Source organism: Paenibacillus sp. O199, from assembly GCF_001636635.1.
GTDB lineage: Bacteria > Bacillota > Bacilli > Paenibacillales > Paenibacillaceae > Paenibacillus > Paenibacillus marchantiae.
Window position 1 is genome coordinate 24,187 of record NZ_LGRP01000013.1, and the last position, 19,711, is coordinate 43,897.

16 protein-coding genes and 2 riboswitches are annotated in these 19,711 nt (G+C 48.5%); of the genes, 1 reads left to right on the forward strand and 15 read right to left on the reverse strand.

The window, feature by feature from the left end:
- Positions 1–90: 90 nt before the first annotated feature.
- The 6 genes from A6049_RS19160 to A6049_RS19185 form a co-directional block, all read right to left on the reverse strand.
- Positions 91–2,805: a PAS domain S-box protein gene (locus A6049_RS19160; RefSeq protein ID WP_063566204.1), complete on the reverse strand. Its 2,715-nt coding sequence runs from the start codon at positions 2,803–2,805 to the stop codon at positions 91–93.
- A gap of 276 nt (positions 2,806–3,081) precedes the next feature.
- Complete coding sequence (locus A6049_RS19165; RefSeq protein WP_063566205.1) at positions 3,082–3,816, reverse strand: ABC transporter permease; 735 nt, start codon at positions 3,814–3,816, stop codon at positions 3,082–3,084.
- 1 nt (position 3,817) lies between these two features.
- Complete coding sequence (locus A6049_RS19170; protein WP_063566206.1) at positions 3,818–4,534, reverse strand: ABC transporter permease; 717 nt, start codon at positions 4,532–4,534, stop codon at positions 3,818–3,820.
- A complete protein-coding gene (locus A6049_RS19175) occupies positions 4,531–5,445 on the reverse strand; it encodes an ABC transporter ATP-binding protein (RefSeq protein WP_063566207.1) in 915 nt (304 codons plus the stop codon). The genes A6049_RS19170 and A6049_RS19175 overlap by 4 nt, the downstream gene beginning before the upstream one ends.
- 61 nt (positions 5,446–5,506) lie before the next feature.
- Positions 5,507–7,072, reverse strand: a complete 1,566-nt coding sequence (locus A6049_RS19180) for a HAMP domain-containing sensor histidine kinase (protein WP_205412030.1) — start codon at positions 7,070–7,072, stop codon at positions 5,507–5,509.
- Complete coding sequence (locus A6049_RS19185) at positions 7,069–7,752, reverse strand: response regulator transcription factor (RefSeq protein WP_063566209.1); 684 nt, start codon at positions 7,750–7,752, stop codon at positions 7,069–7,071. Before A6049_RS19185 ends, A6049_RS19180 begins: the two co-directional genes overlap by 4 nt.
- Before the next feature lie 279 nt (positions 7,753–8,031).
- On the opposite strand from A6049_RS19185, the gene A6049_RS19190 reads away from it, so the two are divergent.
- Complete coding sequence (locus A6049_RS19190) at positions 8,032–9,786, forward strand: alpha-glycosidase (protein ID WP_063566210.1); 1,755 nt, start codon at positions 8,032–8,034, stop codon at positions 9,784–9,786.
- Between the two features lie 147 nt (positions 9,787–9,933).
- Here the strand turns inward: A6049_RS19190 and A6049_RS19195 are convergent, their stop codons facing one another.
- The 9 genes from A6049_RS19195 to pstC form a co-directional block, all read right to left on the reverse strand.
- Positions 9,934–10,446 carry a PadR family transcriptional regulator gene (locus A6049_RS19195; RefSeq protein WP_063566211.1) on the reverse strand — a complete coding sequence of 171 codons (513 nt, stop codon included), beginning with the start codon at positions 10,444–10,446 and terminating at the stop codon, positions 9,934–9,936.
- Between the two features lie 108 nt (positions 10,447–10,554).
- Positions 10,555–11,772 carry a YhgE/Pip domain-containing protein gene (locus tag A6049_RS19200; RefSeq protein ID WP_063566212.1) on the reverse strand — a complete coding sequence of 406 codons (1,218 nt, stop codon included), beginning with the start codon at positions 11,770–11,772 and terminating at the stop codon, positions 10,555–10,557.
- 256 nt (positions 11,773–12,028) lie between these two features.
- Positions 12,029–12,973: an L-serine ammonia-lyase, iron-sulfur-dependent, subunit alpha gene (sdaAA, locus tag A6049_RS19205; protein WP_063566213.1), complete on the reverse strand. Its 945-nt coding sequence runs from the start codon at positions 12,971–12,973 to the stop codon at positions 12,029–12,031.
- Complete coding sequence (gene sdaAB / locus A6049_RS19210; protein WP_063566214.1) at positions 12,963–13,652, reverse strand: L-serine ammonia-lyase, iron-sulfur-dependent subunit beta; 690 nt, start codon at positions 13,650–13,652, stop codon at positions 12,963–12,965. Before sdaAB ends, sdaAA begins: the two co-directional genes overlap by 11 nt.
- A 111-nt stretch (positions 13,653–13,763) precedes the next feature.
- Positions 13,764–13,905, reverse strand: a riboswitch (glycine riboswitch).
- 4 nt (positions 13,906–13,909) lie between these two features.
- Positions 13,910–14,033, reverse strand: a riboswitch (glycine riboswitch).
- 339 nt (positions 14,034–14,372) lie between these two features.
- Positions 14,373–15,650, reverse strand: coding sequence for an MFS transporter (locus A6049_RS19215; RefSeq protein ID WP_063566215.1), 1,278 nt, complete (start codon positions 15,648–15,650; stop codon positions 14,373–14,375).
- 29 nt (positions 15,651–15,679) lie between these two features.
- The gene (locus A6049_RS19220) at positions 15,680–16,816 is read right to left on the reverse strand and encodes a phosphotransferase enzyme family protein (protein ID WP_063566216.1); all 1,137 of its coding nucleotides are present in this window, start codon (positions 16,814–16,816) and stop codon (positions 15,680–15,682) included.
- A 188-nt stretch (positions 16,817–17,004) separates the two neighbouring features.
- Positions 17,005–17,760, reverse strand: a complete 756-nt coding sequence (pstB, locus tag A6049_RS19225; protein WP_063566217.1) for a phosphate ABC transporter ATP-binding protein PstB — start codon at positions 17,758–17,760, stop codon at positions 17,005–17,007.
- Positions 17,761–17,772: 12 nt separating this feature from the next.
- Positions 17,773–18,660, reverse strand: a complete 888-nt coding sequence (pstA, locus tag A6049_RS19230; protein WP_063566305.1) for a phosphate ABC transporter permease PstA — start codon at positions 18,658–18,660, stop codon at positions 17,773–17,775.
- Positions 18,661–18,662: 2 nt separating this feature from the next.
- Positions 18,663–19,571, reverse strand: coding sequence for a phosphate ABC transporter permease subunit PstC (pstC, locus tag A6049_RS19235; protein ID WP_090810399.1), 909 nt, complete (start codon positions 19,569–19,571; stop codon positions 18,663–18,665).
- Positions 19,572–19,711: the final 140 nt, after the last annotated feature.

A 19,711-nucleotide genomic window follows, 5' to 3' on the forward strand; every position in this document is an offset into this window, starting at 1 on the left:
AAACACAAAAACGCCAATAACCTCCTGATACAGAAGCGTCATTGGCGTTTTTTTGTTGTTTGTTTTTATCCACCTTGGGAGTACGAGTCTTCAGCTTGGTGCAAGCTGCGGTTCATCTGTTGGCCCCCATTGCTGCAATACCCGCTTTAATTCACTCAGCATGATTGGTTTGCTGATGAAGTCACGCATCCCAATCTCCAAACAAGCTTCCTTGTCTTCACGTTTGGCATTTCCGGTTACCGCTATAATAGCTGGAATACGCTCCTGCGGAATTAATCGGTGTACAAGGTCTGTTGCTTTGAGTCCATCCATAACAGGCATCTGAAGATCCATCAGGACAATATCATAGGCATTTTGCGAAATGGCTTCAATCGCTTCAACGCCATTGGTGCATACATCTGCTTGGTATCCAAGCTTCTCTAGATACTCCGATAAAATCTTTCGGTTTACCGGGTGATCCTCGGCAACAAGAATACGTATTGCTACCTTATCCCCCTGGCGTGTCCGATCATGGCTGAATTGACGTGCAGATTGCTCTGCCTCTGCAGTCGCATCTACACTTGTGGCAGGCACAGCGAACCGGAAGGTTGATCCCTTTCCTTCTTCACTCTCCACACTGATACTGCCCCCCATAATCTCCACGAGTCGCTTCGAGATGACTAATCCAAGACCTGTCCCGCCATATTTGCGGTTAATGACAGGATGCAGTTGAGAGAACGACTGGAACAACTGATCCAGCTTATCTTCTGGAATACCGATCCCCGTATCCTTCACCGCAAAGTCCAGCACACTCGCTTCCGGTCGATTGCCACGAATAATATCTACCGTGACATCAATGCCCCCCTGATCCGTAAACTTCAAGGCATTGCTCACCAGATTGACGAGAATTTGCCGAATACGCATCGCATCGCCCACCATAAACTCAGGAATGTCGGGATTGAGACGATATCGGATCTTCAACTGCTTCTCTTCCGCTTTAGACGAGAAAAGTTCCGCAACCTGTTCCAACATGATGCGCAGCGAGAACGGTTCGTAGGCCAAAGCCATTTTCCCAGATTCCAATTTGCTGAAATCAAGGATGTCATTCAGGATATTTAACAGTGCATCACCGCTCTCACGGATGATCTCGGCGTATTCTCGCTGTTCCTCCGACAAATCCGTGCTGATTAGCAATTCAGTCATCCCCACGATTCCATTCATTGGTGTACGAATTTCATGACTGACCATGGACAGGAATTCCGACTTGGCCTGTGCCGCGAGTTCAGCGGTTTCCTTGGCGCGCACAATTTCGCGATCACCCGTCACATCATTGAACACTATAACGGCGCCACGAATCTGACCCTCATCGATAATTGGCGTAACCTGGTATTCCACCAGAAAGCTGGTTCCGTCTTTGCGCCAGAACACATCCTCCTTCACAGTGCGACGCTGCCCGTCCATCACCGTCATATGAATAGGGCATTCACTTTTTGGAAAATAGCTGCCGTCTGCACGTGAATGATGAATGATAGGATGCGAGCTTTTGCCGACAAACTCTTCCGCTTCGTAGCCGAACATGGAAGCAGCAGCCGGATTCATAAACCTGGTGATGCCATCTGCGTCCAGTCCATAGATGCCCTCTGTAACCGAGTTAAGAATCAGAGCATGCTGTTTGCTAAGCTCCTGGATCTGCTCTGTATAATCCTTACGCTCCGTAATATCAGACAAGATCCCATATACACCCACGAGTTCCTGATCCACAATGATGGGAACATTAATGATAGATACATCAACCTTCCGGCCACTGGAATTCACGATCCGCGTTTCATAGTGTTGGGGTTTCCCCTGCTTCACCAGTTCGAAATATGCTTGCCCACCATGCACTTCACATTTATCCAAATGCGAAAGAAAGGACTGCCCAATCAATTTGCTCCGAGGTACATCCAGCATTTTGACCAGATTGCGGTTCACTGCCGTATATTTGCCTTCGAGATTCAGCGAGTATACCGCTGCTGGATTATGTTCGAAGAGAGATTTGTAACGTTGACGACTCTCTCTAAGACGTCTTTCTGCATTTTTATGCTGGGTAATATCCCGGCTGACGCTGACGATCTGAGTATTCTTGCCCTCTTCTCCGGCCACCGGCTTTGCCAGTGTTTCCATCCAGATGTAGTGCCCCTTCTTATGAAGCACTCGCATCTTGCAGCCATTCCCACTCGACGACATCTCTAGAAGTTCAGGGTAATCCTCAGGATAACAGTAATCCTTCAGGAACTTTCCTGTTACCTCTTCCGGACGATATCCCAGCAACGAATAGACGGAAGGAGAGACATAAAGCAGCTTGCCGTCCATCGAACTCGTGGTAATGAGGTCCTGAGCATGGTCCGCCAACATCTGATATTTCTCCTGCGTTTCATGCAATTTACGTTCCACTTCCACGATCTCGGTTACATCCCTGGCAATACCGTATATCCCCACAATCTCTTCTTTCTCCGTTATGGGCACATAGGTAATCTTGGCCTGTTTCAGGGAACCGTCTCTATGATAAAACGTGATCGGCTTACTGACTGAATGGCCAGCCAGTACCTCCCTAATGTATTCTCCTCGTAACTCCTCACTCTCAGGAGGGCAAATCCTATCTCGATTTAAGCTACGGAGTTCTTCAAATGTATACCCTGAAATCCTCTCAATCGAGGGATTGGCATCAATATAATTTCCATGGATGTCCATCACATATATGGCATCTGGGTGATTAAAAAACAAGGATTGGTAAGAAATTCCCTCAGAAATAATGCGCTTCAGGGTTTCCGTTTTATTAATATCCAAGGCTTACCCCTCTTTTCTTAGCCTATATCTTCATCTAACAACCAAAAAATATAATTTTCGGCGAAATGGGCCTACCCTCGAATAACCATGTAAGCCCTCCTAGAAACAGCTTTTTTTATTTTACCAGATTCCAGTTCGAATTTGCTTACAATCTCTTCACCAAAACCATGTAAAAGCGACAAAAAAATCCCCTTTAAGCGACATAGTCCGTCAATAACTGAGGTCTATGTTTGCTTAAAAGGAATTTATTACACAACTAATGAATAAATTCTACGATTAAATTTCTTTTTTTCTAAAATATAAAACTCCAATTAAAATGAAGAGAACTGCACTGCCCCCGACTACTACAAGCATGGTCCCAAGTGGAACATTGTAAGCTCCAAATCCCCCACCTTCAAAAGGTGTCATTAGAATCATCGGCTGCGCCCAAGGGTAATATGGGCCAAATGTAGCCGAGTTCACGATCAGAATGTTCGGTACGGTCAACGCAAAATTCAATGCCAGCGGTGCGGCAAAGCTGCTCCATACCAAGGAAACGAACATTTGGAGAGCAGCGAGCGGCACACAAGCGAATAGCCCCAGCAGCAGCTTACCTGTAAGCAATCCCCATGGGATGGGATCCGTCATGCCCTGGATCGTACCTGTCAGCAGGATGGCCCCCAGCAACAGTAATTGTGTGCCCGCCAGAAGCAAAATCACGATGGTCAGTTTGCCTGCATATACGCCCGTACGAGTAAGCGGCAGCACCAGCATTTGCTTCCAGCCTCCCCCCGCATGCTCGAATCGACAGACGAAAGAGGTAAATACGCCGGTCAGGATGGGCAGCAATAACAAACCGTGCAGAAAGACCATTGAACCCATAAGCACATTCCATTGACCTGATGGTGTGGACAGCAGCCCAATAAGCAGTGCGATTAACGGACTCAGCAGAATCAGAAGCCAGATAGGTGATTTACCCATTTTGAGTCGCTCAGAGGACAGGATTCGGAAATAGGTTGTTGCAAAACTCATCTTAGGCCACATCCTTCCGGCTAAAGTGCATCATACCCAGCAACATGATTAGGAGCCCCGTCCCTACACCCAAACCGATATACACAAATGGTTTCGGGCTGATCCAAGCCATCTGTGCCCAAGCAAGCGGAAAGTACGGTGAGATACTGAGTGCGAACATCCCCATTACCGCGAGTACAATGCCGAGAGTGACCGGAAGAGCCTGATTTTTGTTTACCATCGTCAGCCATAGCTCCAGCGATAACACCGGAAGCGCGCCAGCCAGTGGCAATAAACCCAGCTTGATTGCATGTGTCCAGGGAATCTCACCAGCGTCGAACCCAAGCAGCAGTCCCAGACCAATAATTCCCGCTGATAATAACAAGCAGGATATGATGAGCAGCATACAAGCGAGCAGGAATTTGGCCAAATACACCGCAGGTCTTGTGATTGGCATCGCCAGCAATTGCTTCCATGATCCCTGCTCATGTTCAACATTTGCGATCATCGAACTGAGAATCGTCGCCCCCAGCATCAAGGCAAGCGGTACAAAAACAACCACATTATCCAGCAAACTCTCCCACAGATGACCCCCATACTGTTCTTTCAGATAGTCCAAACGAAGCCCAAAATTCAAAGCTTGCATCGCCGTCAGTCCAATGGGGGCCAAGAAAACGAGGAACCAGATACCTTTGCCACGAATTTTGAGCCAGTCGGACGATAACGCACGGCCCGTCATACCGTTGCCCCCTCACCGATGACCCGCATGAACAAGTCTTCTAGGGATTGACGGTGCTCTTCCACACGATAAACCGCATGGTCCTGCTCGACCAATCGACGGACCAGCAATGCAATCGCGCTATTATCCATATACGGGAACGTGAGCGCCGCTCCTTCACGTTGACCGAATTGTCCCTGCTCTCGTGCCAGCTTCATCGCCTCTTCCGGCTCGGAAACGGTCAGTCGAATGGAGCTGCCCGTCTGGCTATGCAGATTGGCGATCGTATCTTGAAGGACCATTTTCCCCTCACGGATAATGCCAACCCGGCTCGCCATCTGTTCCACTTCACTCAGCAAATGGCTGGACACCAGTACGGTGATGCCGTGTTCCAGCGGCATGCGTTTGATTAATTCCCGGATCTCCTGGATGCCCGCTGGATCAAGACCGTTCGTCGGCTCGTCCAAAATCAGCAGCTCCGGCTGACCCAACAAGGCACATGCAATCCCCAGACGCTGTTTCATCCCAAGCGAGTAACCTTTTACGGAACGTTTGGCATCCCGGGTCAGATCCACGATAGAGAGCACTTCGGCAATCCTCGATTTGGGTACATCCAATATCCGGCGCAAGGTTTCCAGATTCTCCACCGCGTTCAGATGTCCATAGTAAGACGGATATTCAACCAACGAACCGACACGTCGCAGAATGTCCATGCGATCCTTGCGGATATCCTTGTCGAATACACGGATGACACCTTTGGTTGGCTTGATTAAGCCAAGAAGCATACGAATAGTTGTTGTTTTGCCAGCGCCGTTGGGACCAAGGAAGCCATAAATGTCTCCCTTTTTAATATGCAGATCAAGTTCACGGACCGCCGCACGGTCCCGGTATGTTTTCCATAAGTTAGCGGTTTGAATAATGTTATCAGTCACTGTTTAATCACCTCGGATATCATCGTAACCTTCCAAGGTTAAAGCTGAAGTCGGTTGAAGTTTAAGTTTTGTTTAAAAAAAGGTACGGCCTTGATTTCCCAGCTCCTCCGCCGCTATAGAGGCACACCCGCAATCCATTCTCAGAGCTGTCTACCCTCTTCCGCAGCCCCATCTCACGAATCAGCAGATCCACGATGGATAACCCCAGACCTGTTCCCTTGGTATCCGAATCTTCCTGCAATCCTGGGCCCCTATCCTGAATAACAAGAGCCTTCTCCCCATGGATCTGTTCTGTCGATATGCCAATATATTTTCCACTCGCTGCATGACGGATGACATTCTGAAACAGGTTATCGAGAACACGACGTAATCCCTGCTCATCAACCTGCCAGAGCAACGGTTCTTCCGGCAGATCGATATCAATCTCAAACTGCTCTTTCTCCCACACGGGATACCAGGCCGCTGCCGTTTCTCTGACGATTCGCAGGACGTCCTTCTGTTCCAGCTTCAATGTATATTTTCCGCTGGTGAGCAGGTTGTACGATAACATGTTATCGATCAATCCACTCAAATCATCCATCTTGGCTTCCATACGACGCAATGAAGTATCCGCAGCCGTGCTTAGTGGTTCTTTGTGAAGGGAATGCATATGTCCACGGATGACGGTCAGCGGTGTACGCAGATCATGCGACAATCCCGCGACAAGACGTTTGCGAAGCTGCTCTTCCTCCCGCTCCCGGTGACGGCTGTCTGTCAACTGATGCACCATTTCGTTGAACGATTCCTCCAGATGTCCAATCTCGTCCGATCTGCGAATCTCCACAGGAAGGGGAATGCCTTCCTTACCCGGAGTGATCATCGCCGTCTGGAGCCGGATGAGCCGCTTGCGAATTCGCGCAAAGAACAGGATCGACATGATGATAAATAACAGGAAGATGATCATCATCAATCCACCCAAATACAAAAGTTCCATAGGCCAGTTGTTCTGTGGCTTTTGCAAAAGATACCTTGGAACCTCAATCACCATAAACCCTTGTCCCTTGTCTTCACTATCTCCACCCACAAAAGAAACAACCGTTAGCGGATCACGATAGGAGGCTTCCTTCATAAATTCCAGGGAGCTGTTTGCATTCCATATCGAAGGAATCCGGGTCTCTGTATTTGGATGATCCAACGTCCATTTCAATGTCGTCATTGTTGTTCCATCCACGGTGGACTCCGATACATCAACGTCCTCTCCAGCGAGAATAAATGCCGTTTCACCGTTTTGGTCCACACGGTACATCGAAGATTTGGGATATTTCCGGTGCAGCTGTTCCATACGTTGATTGATTTTTTCAGATGTCGCCCCATCCAACTTCTCGGATTCCCGGGTCCACAGGTTGCTAATTTTCGTGCTATCGCCATAAGGTGCCGTATTGTCTTTATTTGTATTGTTCACCACCACCACATAGATAATAGATGTAATGGGGAGAACGACCGGCACAAACAAAACCGCTGCCAAGATCAGGAGAATATATCGGGACATCAAGGTCCGTCCAAAACGCATTTTCCGTTTGCCTGGAAGACTACGTTTCACTCCCTTATTCCTATCGGATGGATCGCGCATCGTCGCTTTTCTTCTCATGGCTTCTTCACACGATAACCAACACCACGAACGGTTTGAATGATGGTTGGGTTCGCCGGATCACGCTCCAGCTTCTCGCGCAGATGCCGGATATGTACCATTAATGTCTTGTCCCCGTCCAGATAAGGCTCGTTCCAAACGGCTTCGTAGATCTGTTCCTTGGTTCGAATCATGCCCATATGCCTGAGCAGGTAGGCGAAGATATGAAACTGTTTGCCCGATAAAATAATTTCTTCCTCTGTCTCCTCATTCACGATCCGGTGATCCTTCTCGTAGATGGACAAGTGGTCCAGTTTTACCACGGTATCGGCCGAGATCGCTGTCCCTGCCTTCCGAAGCTGGACTTCAATCCGTGCGGCAAGTTCATCGGGATGGAATGGCTTGGTTACATAATCATCGGCAAAATCAAGCCCGTGCAGCTTATCGTCAATGGACGTTCTAGCCGAGAGCATGACAATGGGCACTTCAGGATGTTCCTTTTTGAGTCGCTGTCCTACCGTAAATCCATCCAGTCCCGGCAGCATGACATCCAGAATAACCAACGAGCAGCCCCCGGCAGCTTCAGCCGCACCTTCACCACTTCCGAGCCATACCACCTCATATCCACGCTCCTCCAAGTCGGCCCTAACCCATGTAGCAATTTCCGTATCGTCTTCAATGTATAACAGTTTCGTTTTCATGCGCGTATTCGTTTCCTTTCTGTACCCTTTGGGTTAATTATATATTTGAAACATAATGAAGTATTTTGTTTATATAAAATGTACGAATGATGATCACACGACCATGGATATCCTTTTATTTTAAATTATACCTTAATCATCCGCTTCGCATAATTCATGCAGAGATTGAGAGGTTGATTCAACAACATAAGCATGTGGCATTCATCCCGAGATTGATTTGCATCGAATGCAGCTACTTGCTCACATACTACGTGTGTATACGACGGGAGGAGATTCAACATGCTGCTGGAAGCCATCTATCATCAACCAAAACGGAACTGGGCCTATGCCTACGATAAGGATACCATTCGTCTGCGTCTGCGTGCCAAAAAGAATGATCTCACCGAGGTACATGCCCTGACTGGGGACAAATACGCCTGGGATCGCACCAAAGAGCTGGTTCCTTTAACCAAATATACATCCGATTCCATGTTCGATTATTATGAGGGGCAAGTAAAGCCTCCGTATCATCGACTGAAGTATTCCTTCCTGCTGAAAAGCGGCACAGAACAGATCTGGATGACCGAAACGGATTTCCAAACGCATGAACCCGACGATCCTGGTCACATGTTCCAGTTTCCGTACATCCATCCCGGAGCTGTATTTACACCGCCTGCATGGGTGAAGGATGCGATCTTCTATCAGATCTTCCCTGAACGATTCGCAAATGGCAACCCCGACCTTGATCCAGAAAAAGTGGAACCCTGGGGTGGTGAGCCGACCCCGTTTAACTTCTTCGGCGGTGATCTCCAGGGCGTCATCGACCATCTGGATTACCTTGAAGAGTTGGGCATTAACGCCATTTATTTCACACCAATCTTCGAGGCAACGACCAATCACAAATACGATACCGAAGATTATTTGCGAGTAGATCGGCATTTTGGTGATGCAGATACAGCCAAACGGCTTGTTGAGCTGTGCCATGCACGCGGAATCCGGGTGCTATTGGATGCGGTGTTCAATCATTCTGGGAAGACTTTTGCGCCGTTTGTGGATGTGCAGAAGAACGGGGAGAAGTCCAAATATAAGGACTGGTTCCATGTGCATGAATTCCCGCTGGACGTGAAGGATGGCATTCCTACGTATGAAACATTCGGATTCGAAGCCCACATGCCGAAGCTTAACACGGAAAATCCCGAGGTGAAGGCGTATTTGCTGGAGGTCGCCGAATACTGGATCAAGGAAGTGGGCACCGACGGCTGGCGGCTGGATGTCGCGGATGAAGTGGATAATGCGTTCTGGCGCGACTTCCGCCGTGTAGTGAAGGCTGCGAATCCGGATGCCTATATCCTGGGTGAGGTATGGAATGAGTCCTCCTCCTGGCTGCAAGGTGATCAGTTCGATGCCTCGATGAACTATCCATTTACGGAAGCCGTAAATCGTTTTTTTGTAAAAGATGCCATGCACGCCGAACAGTTCGCGAACTCGATCGGTCGACAACTTTCCCGCTATGCGCTGCAAGCCAGCGAAGTGGCGTTCAATCTGCTTGATAGCCACGATACACCACGGCTGCTCACCTTATGTGAGGGTGACCAGCGGAAGATGAAACTGGCCGCGTTGTTCCAATTCAGCTATATGGGTGCCCCGTGCATCTATTACGGGGATGAGATTGGGCTGGACGGCGATCATGATCCCGGCTGTCGGAAATGTATGGAGTGGGATGAGACGAAGCAGGATCGCGAGCTGTTCACCTTTTATCAGAAGCTAATCGCACTTCGCCATGCCCATCCTGCCCTGCGTGCAGAAGGCAGCATTCGATTCCTGCAGGCCCGTGAAGGCGGAAGCCAGCTTGTGATGGAACGACAGGATGAGGAGGAGCGCATTCTGATCCTTTTCAATCGTTCGGAAGAAACAGCTATCGTGGAGCTCGAAGCGGGTGCCGGGGAATGGACGGAGTTATTTGGCGAGAATTATCGTACAGCCAAGGAAGAGGGAATTCTGGCCGTTGAGCTGCCAGCATATGGATATGCTGTACTAAGTACAGATATCGCGTAGCTTTTTCATATTGTTGTATCCTTGCAATTCCAACGCATTGCAAGCAACGCCGGATAAGCGCTCACAGACCTGTTACTGATCTTTAGAGCGCTTTCTGCGTTATGGATGGATCGTCAATTGATTTAGTGACACGGATACTATAGAAAGCTACTGAGGCGCGGTCAGCTGTTCCTTGAGCAATCGGATGGTAGCCTCATATTGCACAAGCCCCACTTGCATACACAAACGCTGTGCAGGTGAGATCTGTTCGCCAAATTGCTTCATCTGGCGCTGCAGCTCGGCATACAGCAACTCTTTACGATTCAGCTCCGACCGGACCCACCCTGCGACAGTATCTTCATCCGCCAGCTCTCCGAAATACAGACGCATCAGAAAATCAGAACGGAACACCTCTGCTTCCAGTGGACTCATCAAATAGGTATTAAACTCCGCAGACCCTTCCGGTGTTAAGGTATACACATTTTTGTCAGGTTTCCCTTCTTGTCTAACGGATTCCTTGGTTAACAACCCTGACTTTTCCATCTTCGCAAGTGTGGGATAAATGGTGCCAAAGCTGGCATCGAAGAAAAATGAAAAATATTGTTCAAAGTACTGCTTGATCTCATATCCGGAACATGGCTGATTGTGCAGTATTCCGAGGATGACATGCTGCGTGTTCATCGGTGTACCGCTCCTTTCCAATTGCTCTTAACGTATCACATCCTCCCTTATACGTTCAACATCATCAGACATTCACGGATTGGCTTATCCGGCAAAAGGAGTATATCGTTATCCACGATCAGGTGAAGGCAGGTTTCCAGTCAGAGCGACAGGTGTCGCAGCAGTCTTGGACTCCAACGGTATGCTGGATTGTGCAGGACCTGAGCGTTTGATCCATGTGCACACCGCTCCCAAAACCAACGTCGCCGCTCCAATCACTACCAGAAGCAGAACATCATGACTAATCCCATCTCCGCCAAGTACCAGATTCATCATACCCTCCACCGCGTAGGTTGCCGGCAGATAATGACCGATCTGTTGATAGAAGTCAGGCATGACATCGCGGGGAATGGTTGCGCCTGATGACAACATCAGCAGAGGCAACAAGGCACTGTTTAACCATGCTCCAGCATTTCCAAGCAGCAGCAAGCTCAATTGCGCCACGAATAGAAAAGATAGAGTAATCAACAACTGAAATAGCCATAACATCCACCATCCATCTGCTGATGATACACCCATAACATGCATCATCCCTGCTCCAACGAGCGATACGATAAATGCAGCACCAACATTGATGATATTGCGCGCCCAAAAGCGTTCCCATTTTCCTGCCCTGCTACTGAGTTCACCAGAAACCTTTTGCAGATTCATGCCAAGAAGCATTGCACCTGTAAAGGTAGCCGTCACAATCAACATTGGTACCATGGAAAAAGCAAAGTTATGAACTGGATTCAGCCGTTCCACTTCTGCCTCCACACGGGAAGATAACCCCGCTGCCATCGCATTCGCCTGATCGTCAGCCATACCTGATTGATTCAGCACTCCCCGAATGCTGTTTTGCTGTACTTCACGGTTCAACGTCGCTGTAACTTGTGCGGATACGGTCTGCATCACACTTTTTACGGTAGCCACATTGGATTCATTCATTACATACTTCACTGCCACCGGGCCTGACAAGTCTCCCGCCTGCTGCATGAAACCGGATGGAATCTCGATAATCATGTATACATCCCGGTCCGTTAACATCTGTCTGGCTTCTTCCATAGTTGCCGAAGGTTTAATCGCGAAATGAAGCCCCTCTGCAAGAGACTTTGCCACAGGCTCAGCCGCAGCCCCATCTTCATTTACGATGGTCACAGCAAGCTGATTCATCCGTGCATTTACCTGATCATATCCACTAAGCCAAATGGTATTAAAAAAAACCTGGAACAGTACGGCTGTAATTAACCCGACTACTGTAGCTCCATTTTTCAAAAACAGAAGACTCGTTTGAAAAACACTTTTCATGTTATCCATCTCCTTAATTTGTATAACTTATTCTCGATTTTATATATCGTGTTGATATATGACAATAAATAATATATCTAAACGATATATAAACGTCAATACCTTTTTATTTTTCTTTGTTGGAACAACAAAAAAGCCGATACGCTTCTTCACCAGGAAGAATTCGTATCGGCTTTTTTATCATAATGGGAGCAGATCATTACCGTTAATGATCAAGCTCCACGAATTAAATTCAGTTCATGTACGTTCATGCATGTTATGCCTTGGCTTCTGGTTCATTTTCAGCAGGAGACTCAGCTTCAATCTCAGGCTCCGCACGCTTCGCCTTTGGTTTAGCAAGCTTCTCCATCATTTTCCGTCCTGTCGGTGTTTGGGCAAGCCCACCTTGGGCCGTTTCACGGTGCCTGCTCGGCATCGCACTGCCCACTTCCAGCATGACATCAATGACTTCGTCAGACGGGATGGCACTTCGTACCCCGGCCAGCGCCATGTCGGCCGCAGCCAACGCAGTTACGGCACCCAGTCCGTTACGCACAATGCACGGAATTTCCACGAGGCCTGCGACGGGATCGCAGATAAGGCCTAGTGTATTTTTTAACGCGAGGCCAACCGCATGAACCACTTGCTCAGGCGTCCCTCCACGCAGCTCCACCATGGCTCCAGCGGCCATACCGATTGCAGAACCCACTTCAGCCTGACAGCCACCCTCGGCACCGGAGATAAATGAATTGTTGGCAATCACATAACCAATCGCTCCCGCACAGAACAGACCGTTCACCAGATGCTCGTCACTCCAGCCAAAACGCTCTTGGGAGCTGATAAACACACCCGGAATGATGCCGCAAGAACCGGCTGTCGGTGTCGCTACGATCCGGCCCATGGAGGCATTCACTTCCGATACACAAAGGGCATACGCCATGGCCAGTGCAGAAGCATCTCCAGAACAAGTCTCACCTTTACGAATGTACTCAGCCATTTTTTTGCCGTCTCCGCCAGTCAAACCGCTGCGTGATGTCGTATCTTCTGTCAGCCCTTTGTGTACAGCTTCCTTCATCACCTGATAGTAATCCGACATCTGCTGTACAACATCCGCTTCCGGGATATTCGTCTCCTGAACCTGCTCTTCGATCATCAGCTCGGCAATGGTTTTGGATTCTGCTGTACAGATGGTATTCAGTTCATGTAGATGTTTAAACCGCATCAGGCTCGACCCCTCTCTTTAAATCAATCACGCGAATGTCCAGCATATGATCCAGTGACCGCAGACGGTTCAGCATCTCAGGATTCGGCACACCATCCATCTCCATCGCTGTTAATGCTTCACCATCCCGGGCTTTCCGATCCACTTGCATGTACCCGATGTTCACCCCGGACGAACTGATGGTCGAGGTTACGGAAGCGAGCACCCCTGCTTTGTCCGAATGGCGCAGTACAAGTGTGGGGAACTCTCCGCTGATCTGTACACGAAAATCATTCAATGCATGCACTGATACACTACCACCGCCGATGGAAGCACCGATTAGTGAGCATTGGCGGGCTCCATGCCACAGTTCAATTTTGACCGTATTCGGGTGAGGAGCAGGCAGGCCGCTTGTGAAAAACTCTACCTCCATACCCGCTTCCTCTGCATATTGTTCTGCATCCGGTATACGTGGATCATCAGTCACATAATCAAGCAGGCCACCGATCAACGCAAGATCTGTACCATGCCCCTGATACGTATCGGCGAACGAGCCATACAGTGTTAATCGAGCACGTTCAGGCGTGCATCCCAGCCACTGACGGGCAATTCGCCCCAATCTTGCCGCTCCAGCCGTATGTGAACTTGATGGACCTGTCATGGACGGACCAATAATTGAAAAAACGTCTTTAAAACGCATCGCAAACCCTCCATTTATAATCGTCATTTTCATCCAGACACACACCCATAATGTTCCTTTATTACTGAATGATGACATGAGAAAAGGACAGAAGAAGGCCCTAGGCCCTCTCTCTGTCCTCGATACCTGAGAGTTTCATGATAAGCAGCGCGGCGGATCGATGCATTCCTGTATTCACAGGTGATGTCACCCTGCACACCGTGCTGCTTGACCATATACCCCTTGGGTGGCGCATATCGCGCACTCTCCAGAGTTGCGTCCAACGATGGTACATTTACCTGAGAGATTAACCGCTGCGCCGGGTGCGTAGCAGCTTGCTCCTTCGGTGCCCGACAGCTGCCATTTTACTCGACATGCCCAGGTCTCTCCCGCTCGCTATCATTCGCTGTATGGAACCATTCTGATCTTGTACCAGAACGATAATTGAAGTTTTTAATACTTTCTCATTAAGATTAATCGACCGGAAGATCAGTGTCAACAAACTTAACGATTTCTTTGCGAATATTTGCTTTTTACCATTTTATACACAAGATAACCGAATAAACTGTAAACTTTCATCACATGAATGTGTTAATGCGTTTCATCTCGAAAGCGTATACATTTTTTTTATTTTCTATTAGTGACTATCAGTGTTTAATACTATTTATGTTATGTTCCACAGAACGGTTCGGGTATTCAGGCAACCTTTATTCTGTACTAGAATTGCCGTATTTCTGCCTGTCACCCCACCATCGCCTTGGGCTTCGATGGTTCATCGTAATACCTGCTTCGGGAAGGAAGCATACTCGTCACCCACAATCCCAACGCAGCCAGCAGCATAACCCCGGATACAACTGTATATACCATACGAAGTGACAACTGCTCGGCCACTACGCCTGCAATCAAAATGGAAGCCACCTGTAACATACTTAACACTAGTCCAAGTACACTGCTCATTCGCCCCATCAGATCGATAGGGATATTATTTTGATAAAAGGTAACCAGGCCCGTATTCGCCAGTGCGGAGCACAGACCGAGCAGAATAAAGGCAACCGCCGCCAGCTCAAACGAGAATGAACGGGAGAACAGAAAATAACCCAGCGCGACCAGAAGTACACCGCCACCCATCATGTGACGGATCGGCAAATGTTTGGCGAACATCCAAACCAGCATGGAACCTGCCAAATAACCGATTCCGGTGATACTCATTAATGCTCCGTACTGTGATTCAGGCAGGTTCATCACCTGACGGATAAATACCACTTCCTGGGCATCCAGCGACATGCCGACCACCAGAATAATCTGGAACAGGGCATATATACCGACCACGTAGCCCGACTTTCGGCTGAAGCTCAGTACAGCTCTCCAATCCTGGGCAATCATCCGAGGTGTCAGTCTGCTTCCCGTCCCTATATTCTGTTCTCCAATGCCCAGTTTGGGAAGAAACATTAGAATCAACGCAGAAGCAGCAAAGGAAACCGCATTGGCATAAATGGCTGCCGCCGGAGATAAATAAATTAGCATCACTCCTGCAACTGCTGGGCCGGTAATGAATGCCCCTGAGCTGATCAGGGCTTGTAGGGAATTGAAGCGCTTACGCCGTTCAGCAGGTACCAATCGGGTAATGTATACCTGAGAGGAAGGGACAAATATAGATGAAGACATGCTGATCAGAAACATCACTGCGTACATCATCCATAGGCTGGACATCAGTGGGAGCGCCGCCACCAACAATGCCCGTAGCATATCAGCACCAATCATCAGCTGTCGCTGATCATAACGATCAATCAGGCTGCCTGACCAAAACTTAGTGCACACCGAAGCAATCGGCGAGATAATCCACAACCCTGCGACTGCCGCTGGAGACTGTGTCATATTCAATACCATCAGGTTAATCGCCACAATATATATGAAATCACCTAGATTGGATATGCCCACTCCGCTAAGCAGCAATCCGGCATGCTTCCAGCCACCAGACTGCCCCTTCGATGCAACTCTCTTTGCACGAATGTTCTTCATAGCGCTACCCACCCACTAGAAATCACAAATTATAACTCATAGAAAATACTCTCGTTCTGTACATATGGTTTGCAAAATTTGCTGCATATAAGAGGCATTCGCTCTTTCATCCATTCGTACCTGGACTCATTCTCCATCTGAAATGCAAAATAGCCGAACGTAAAGATCAGCATGAATCCTTCCATTAACCGAATATCACGCTTCGTCAGTGGTCCTGTCTGCTCCGTATATCCCGATAGGAAGACATCCCGTTCCTCCCGATTGAAAATCGTAGCCGCACCTCCGGCATCAAAGAGATAGTAGCCATAACCGTATAAACAAAAATCAATCATCGAAATGCCCAGATCCGTCACTAGCAGATTGCCGCGGGTGATGTCCCCGTGAATCACTCCCCATGTCTCGGCATTGTGCGGATACGCTTCGAGTTGACTGTTAATGTTCTCAAACGTCTTGCGAATCAGATCAAAATCTTCAGGAGTAAAGATGCCACGTCTAACGCCTTCCTCCAATTGCTCCAGCATGACCAGATTCTCTTTGATCGAGCCATAGGCTGGTCTTACTTCTGTATGCTCCAAGGTAGGGCTGTCGCTATCGGTATACATCTCTGCGATGATCGCCTTATCAGCATGCTGATCACGGTCATTCATCTGCTGTCCGCTTTCAGACACCTGTGAACCCTCAAGTGGCTTGGGAGTTTCCTTTGGTCGTCGTCCATATTGATGCAATATCTGTAACTGTACACCCAAATCATGAATCTGCGCTGTTGTCAGACGTTCTCCCTGCTTAATATCCCTGCCCTCAATCCATTCCAGAACAGTACAACAGATCTCTTCTCCTGCTTCGTCCAACCAGACGGTGACCCACTCATCCGATGTATTGCGTACAGGAGTCTGCACCCGCAATGGTCTGGTAGCCCGTAATTCATAAAGTAGATTCATCTCTGCTTCAAGTGCAGGTCGTGTATGCTGGATGCCCGTCATGCTTGCAAAAGCGGCTTTATGTATACGCAATAGGTACTTCTCTCCGGTTGATTCATCAACCACCTGATACGTTAGATTTTCATTATGTCGGATAAAGGAAATTGCAGGCTTTTCTATGGAATAATGCGAGATAATTTCAGTTGCCATGGTGTCATGGGCAATCTTATGGGTAGTTATGATCCACATCTCCTTCTCTTATCAAATTAAAGGTGGTGCTCACAAATATCGTAGCATGATTGTTTTTATTTTGGCAAACTATTCCATATGTAGAATGATGTAAAAAAGCATAACCCTCGAACGACCTCGCCCGAGTGTTATGCTTCCTTCTATCTCTATAAATCTATCTCGATCTCATACTCCATCCAATTTAACAGTTAACCGAAACGTCCCATAATATATTCTTGAGTCAGACGATTGTCCGGGTTGGTGAAAATATGTTCCGTATCCCCGTGCTCAATCATGCTTCCCAGATAAAAATAAGCTGTATAATCCGAGATGCGTGCCGCCTGCTGCATATTATGGGTAACAATCACGATCCGCAGCTCCTTCTTGAGCTCCGAGATCAACTCCTCCACCTTACCCGTTGATACCGGGTCAAGCGCAGATGCCGGCTCATCGAGCAGCAAAATCTGCGGATCAACCGACAACGCGCGGGCGATACAGAGCCGCTGCTGTTGCCCACCCGAAAGGGCCAGGGCAGATTCATTCAGTCTGTCCTTCACTTCGTCCCAGAGCGCAGCGCGACGCAAGCTTTTTTCCACAATTTCATCCAATGCCTTCTTGTTCTTAATACCGCGGTAGCGGGGGCCAAACGCGATATTGTTGTAGATAGACTTGTGGAAAGGGTTCGGCTTCTGCCACACCATGCCGATCTTCTGACGGAGTTTGATTACATCTGTGCCCGGCTCATTCAGATCATTGCCATCCATCCAGATATGTCCCTCGGTGCGGGAACCGGCAATCTCGTCGTTCATTCGGTTGAGCGACCGCAGGAACGTGGATTTACCACAGCCGGATGGTCCAATGAGTGCCGTTACACTGGCTTCGGGAAAAGTCAGGCTGATCTGCTTAACTGCCTGAAAATGCCCATAATATATGCTTAACTGTTCCGTACCAAAAGGTATGGCCATGTTGGTTCCTCCTTATTTCGAAGCTGTCATGCGGCGGTAAACCACCCGACCGATCCAGCGTGCACTCAGATTGAACGCCAGTACGAGAAGTACAAGCACGGCTGAAGCGCCAGCTGCTACTTCTTTGGAATCCGGGCCAATGCCTTCACTGTTTACTTTCCAGATGTGCACGGCCAGCGTCTCTGCCGGACGCAATGGATTGATTGGCGATCTTGGACTCGTTGGATTCCAGTCCGTGAAGTCCAGCGGTGGACTACTCATACCCGCTGTGAACATCAGGGCTGCTGCTTCACCGAAGATCCGGCCCGATGCCAGGATCGTACCCGTGATTAAGCTTGGCAATGCCACAGGCAGCAGGATGGAGGTAATAATTTTCCATTTGGACAATCCGAGTGCAAGACCCGCTTCCTTCTGCTCTTTCGGAACGGCCCGGAACGCTTGCTCCGTTGTCCGCACCATGAGTGGAAGATTGAATATAGCCAAGGCCATCGCACCCGATAATAAGGAGAATCCAAGACCAAATGTATTAACAATTAACAAGAGTCCGAACAAACCAATAACGATAGATGGGAACGAGGATAACACTTCGACAACGAGTCGAATAAAACTTGTGATCCGGCCAGGCTTGGCGTACTCAGCCATATAAATACCGCCGCCCCATCCGAGCGGAATCGTAATAATCAAGGTCAGAACAAGCAGGAATATCGAGTTGAATAATTGCGGTCCAATCCCGCCTCCACCTTTTAGCAGCTGTGGTGCACTGGTCAGGAAGTGCCAGTTAATCTGCCCAATCCCACGTACCAGAATGAAGCCAAGCAAACCGAGCAAGAGAACAACAATGAACAGCGCCAGAACAACGATAACGGATGTGGCAACTTTATCTACCGTTTTAGCCTTCATTTTCATACCCGGTTCCTCCTTTCAAGCAGGCGAACCAGAATGACGAAGACAAAGGTCATCACCAGCAGGACAAGCGCCATACTCCACAGTGCATTATTATGAACAGATCCCATCGTGGTGTTACCCATACTCAGGGTGATTACACTCGTTAACGTTGAAGCCGATTCGAGCAGTGATGTCGGTACATGTGGTGCATTCCCGATGACCATCTGTACGGCAAGAGCTTCACCAAATGCGCGTGCCATACCAAGTACAATCCCTGTCAGCAAAGCTGGAAGAACCGTCGGGATAATGACACGGTAGATCGTTTGCCAGCGTGTTGCCCCCAGTGCGTAGGACGATTCACGCAGACCTTTCGGCAGTGCTGACAGTGCATCTGCCATAATACTTGTTACGGTAGGCAAAATCATAACAGACAGAACCAAACATCCGGCTGCAATCCCGACGCCGGCTCCGCCAAACATGCTGCGCAATAAAGGAACGATAACACTGAGACCGATAAACCCGTACACAACGGAAGGAATACCGGACAGCAGCTCAATCGCAGGTTGCAATATCTTTTTACCTTTACCTGGTACAATCTCGGTCATGAAGAGCGCTGCACACAAGCTAAGTGGACTTGCAATCAGAGCTGCAAGCAATGTTGTTATGAATGAACCGGTAATGAACGGCAACGCTCCATAGGCAGCAGGTTCTCCCGTTGGATTCCACGTTTTTCCGGTTAAAAATTCGCGCATACTCACGCCATCCTGGAAAAAGGTCGACAAGCCTTTGGACGCTACAAAATAAACGATGGAAAACATGACAACGATCAGGAAAACGACACAAATCGACGTATAGATCCGTCCCGTCCACTCTTCCCAATAATGCTTCTCTCTCAAGGGCCGGCGCGGTTTCAACTTGTTGTTCATTACCGTTCCCCCTTCGGTCTGTTCCATAACAACCATCCTTCTATAGTAGAATTCATGCAAAATATGGGATTAATCCAGAGCAAACCGCGCAAAGAGGCAGGACCTGGGTCCGCCTCTCTCGCTGTATGCGCAAGTTCAAA

Coding starts and splice junctions, on each gene's coding strand:
- A6049_RS19165 (WP_063566205.1), bottom strand. CDS start 3,816: ATGAGTTTTGCAACAACCTATTTCCGAATCCTGTCCTCTGAGCGACTC.
- A6049_RS19170 (WP_063566206.1), bottom strand. CDS start 4,534: ATGACGGGCCGTGCGTTATCGTCCGACTGGCTCAAAATTCGTGGCAAA.
- A6049_RS19180 (WP_205412030.1), bottom strand. CDS start 7,072: ATGAGAAGAAAAGCGACGATGCGCGATCCATCCGATAGGAATAAGGGA.
- A6049_RS19185 (WP_063566209.1), bottom strand. CDS start 7,752: ATGAAAACGAAACTGTTATACATTGAAGACGATACGGAAATTGCTACA.
- A6049_RS19190 (WP_063566210.1), top strand. CDS start 8,032: ATGCTGCTGGAAGCCATCTATCATCAACCAAAACGGAACTGGGCCTAT.
- A6049_RS19195 (WP_063566211.1), bottom strand. CDS start 10,446: ATGAACACGCAGCATGTCATCCTCGGAATACTGCACAATCAGCCATGT.
- A6049_RS19200 (WP_063566212.1), bottom strand. CDS start 11,772: ATGAAAAGTGTTTTTCAAACGAGTCTTCTGTTTTTGAAAAATGGAGCT.
- sdaAA (WP_063566213.1), bottom strand. CDS start 12,973: ATGCGGTTTAAACATCTACATGAACTGAATACCATCTGTACAGCAGAA.
- sdaAB (WP_063566214.1), bottom strand. CDS start 13,652: ATGCGTTTTAAAGACGTTTTTTCAATTATTGGTCCGTCCATGACAGGT.
- A6049_RS19215 (WP_063566215.1), bottom strand. CDS start 15,650: ATGAAGAACATTCGTGCAAAGAGAGTTGCATCGAAGGGGCAGTCTGGT.
- A6049_RS19220 (WP_063566216.1), bottom strand. CDS start 16,816: ATGTGGATCATAACTACCCATAAGATTGCCCATGACACCATGGCAACT.
- pstB (WP_063566217.1), bottom strand. CDS start 17,760: ATGGCCATACCTTTTGGTACGGAACAGTTAAGCATATATTATGGGCAT.
- pstA (WP_063566305.1), bottom strand. CDS start 18,660: ATGAAGGCTAAAACGGTAGATAAAGTTGCCACATCCGTTATCGTTGTT.
- pstC (WP_090810399.1), bottom strand. CDS start 19,571: ATGAACAACAAGTTGAAACCGCGCCGGCCCTTGAGAGAGAAGCATTAT.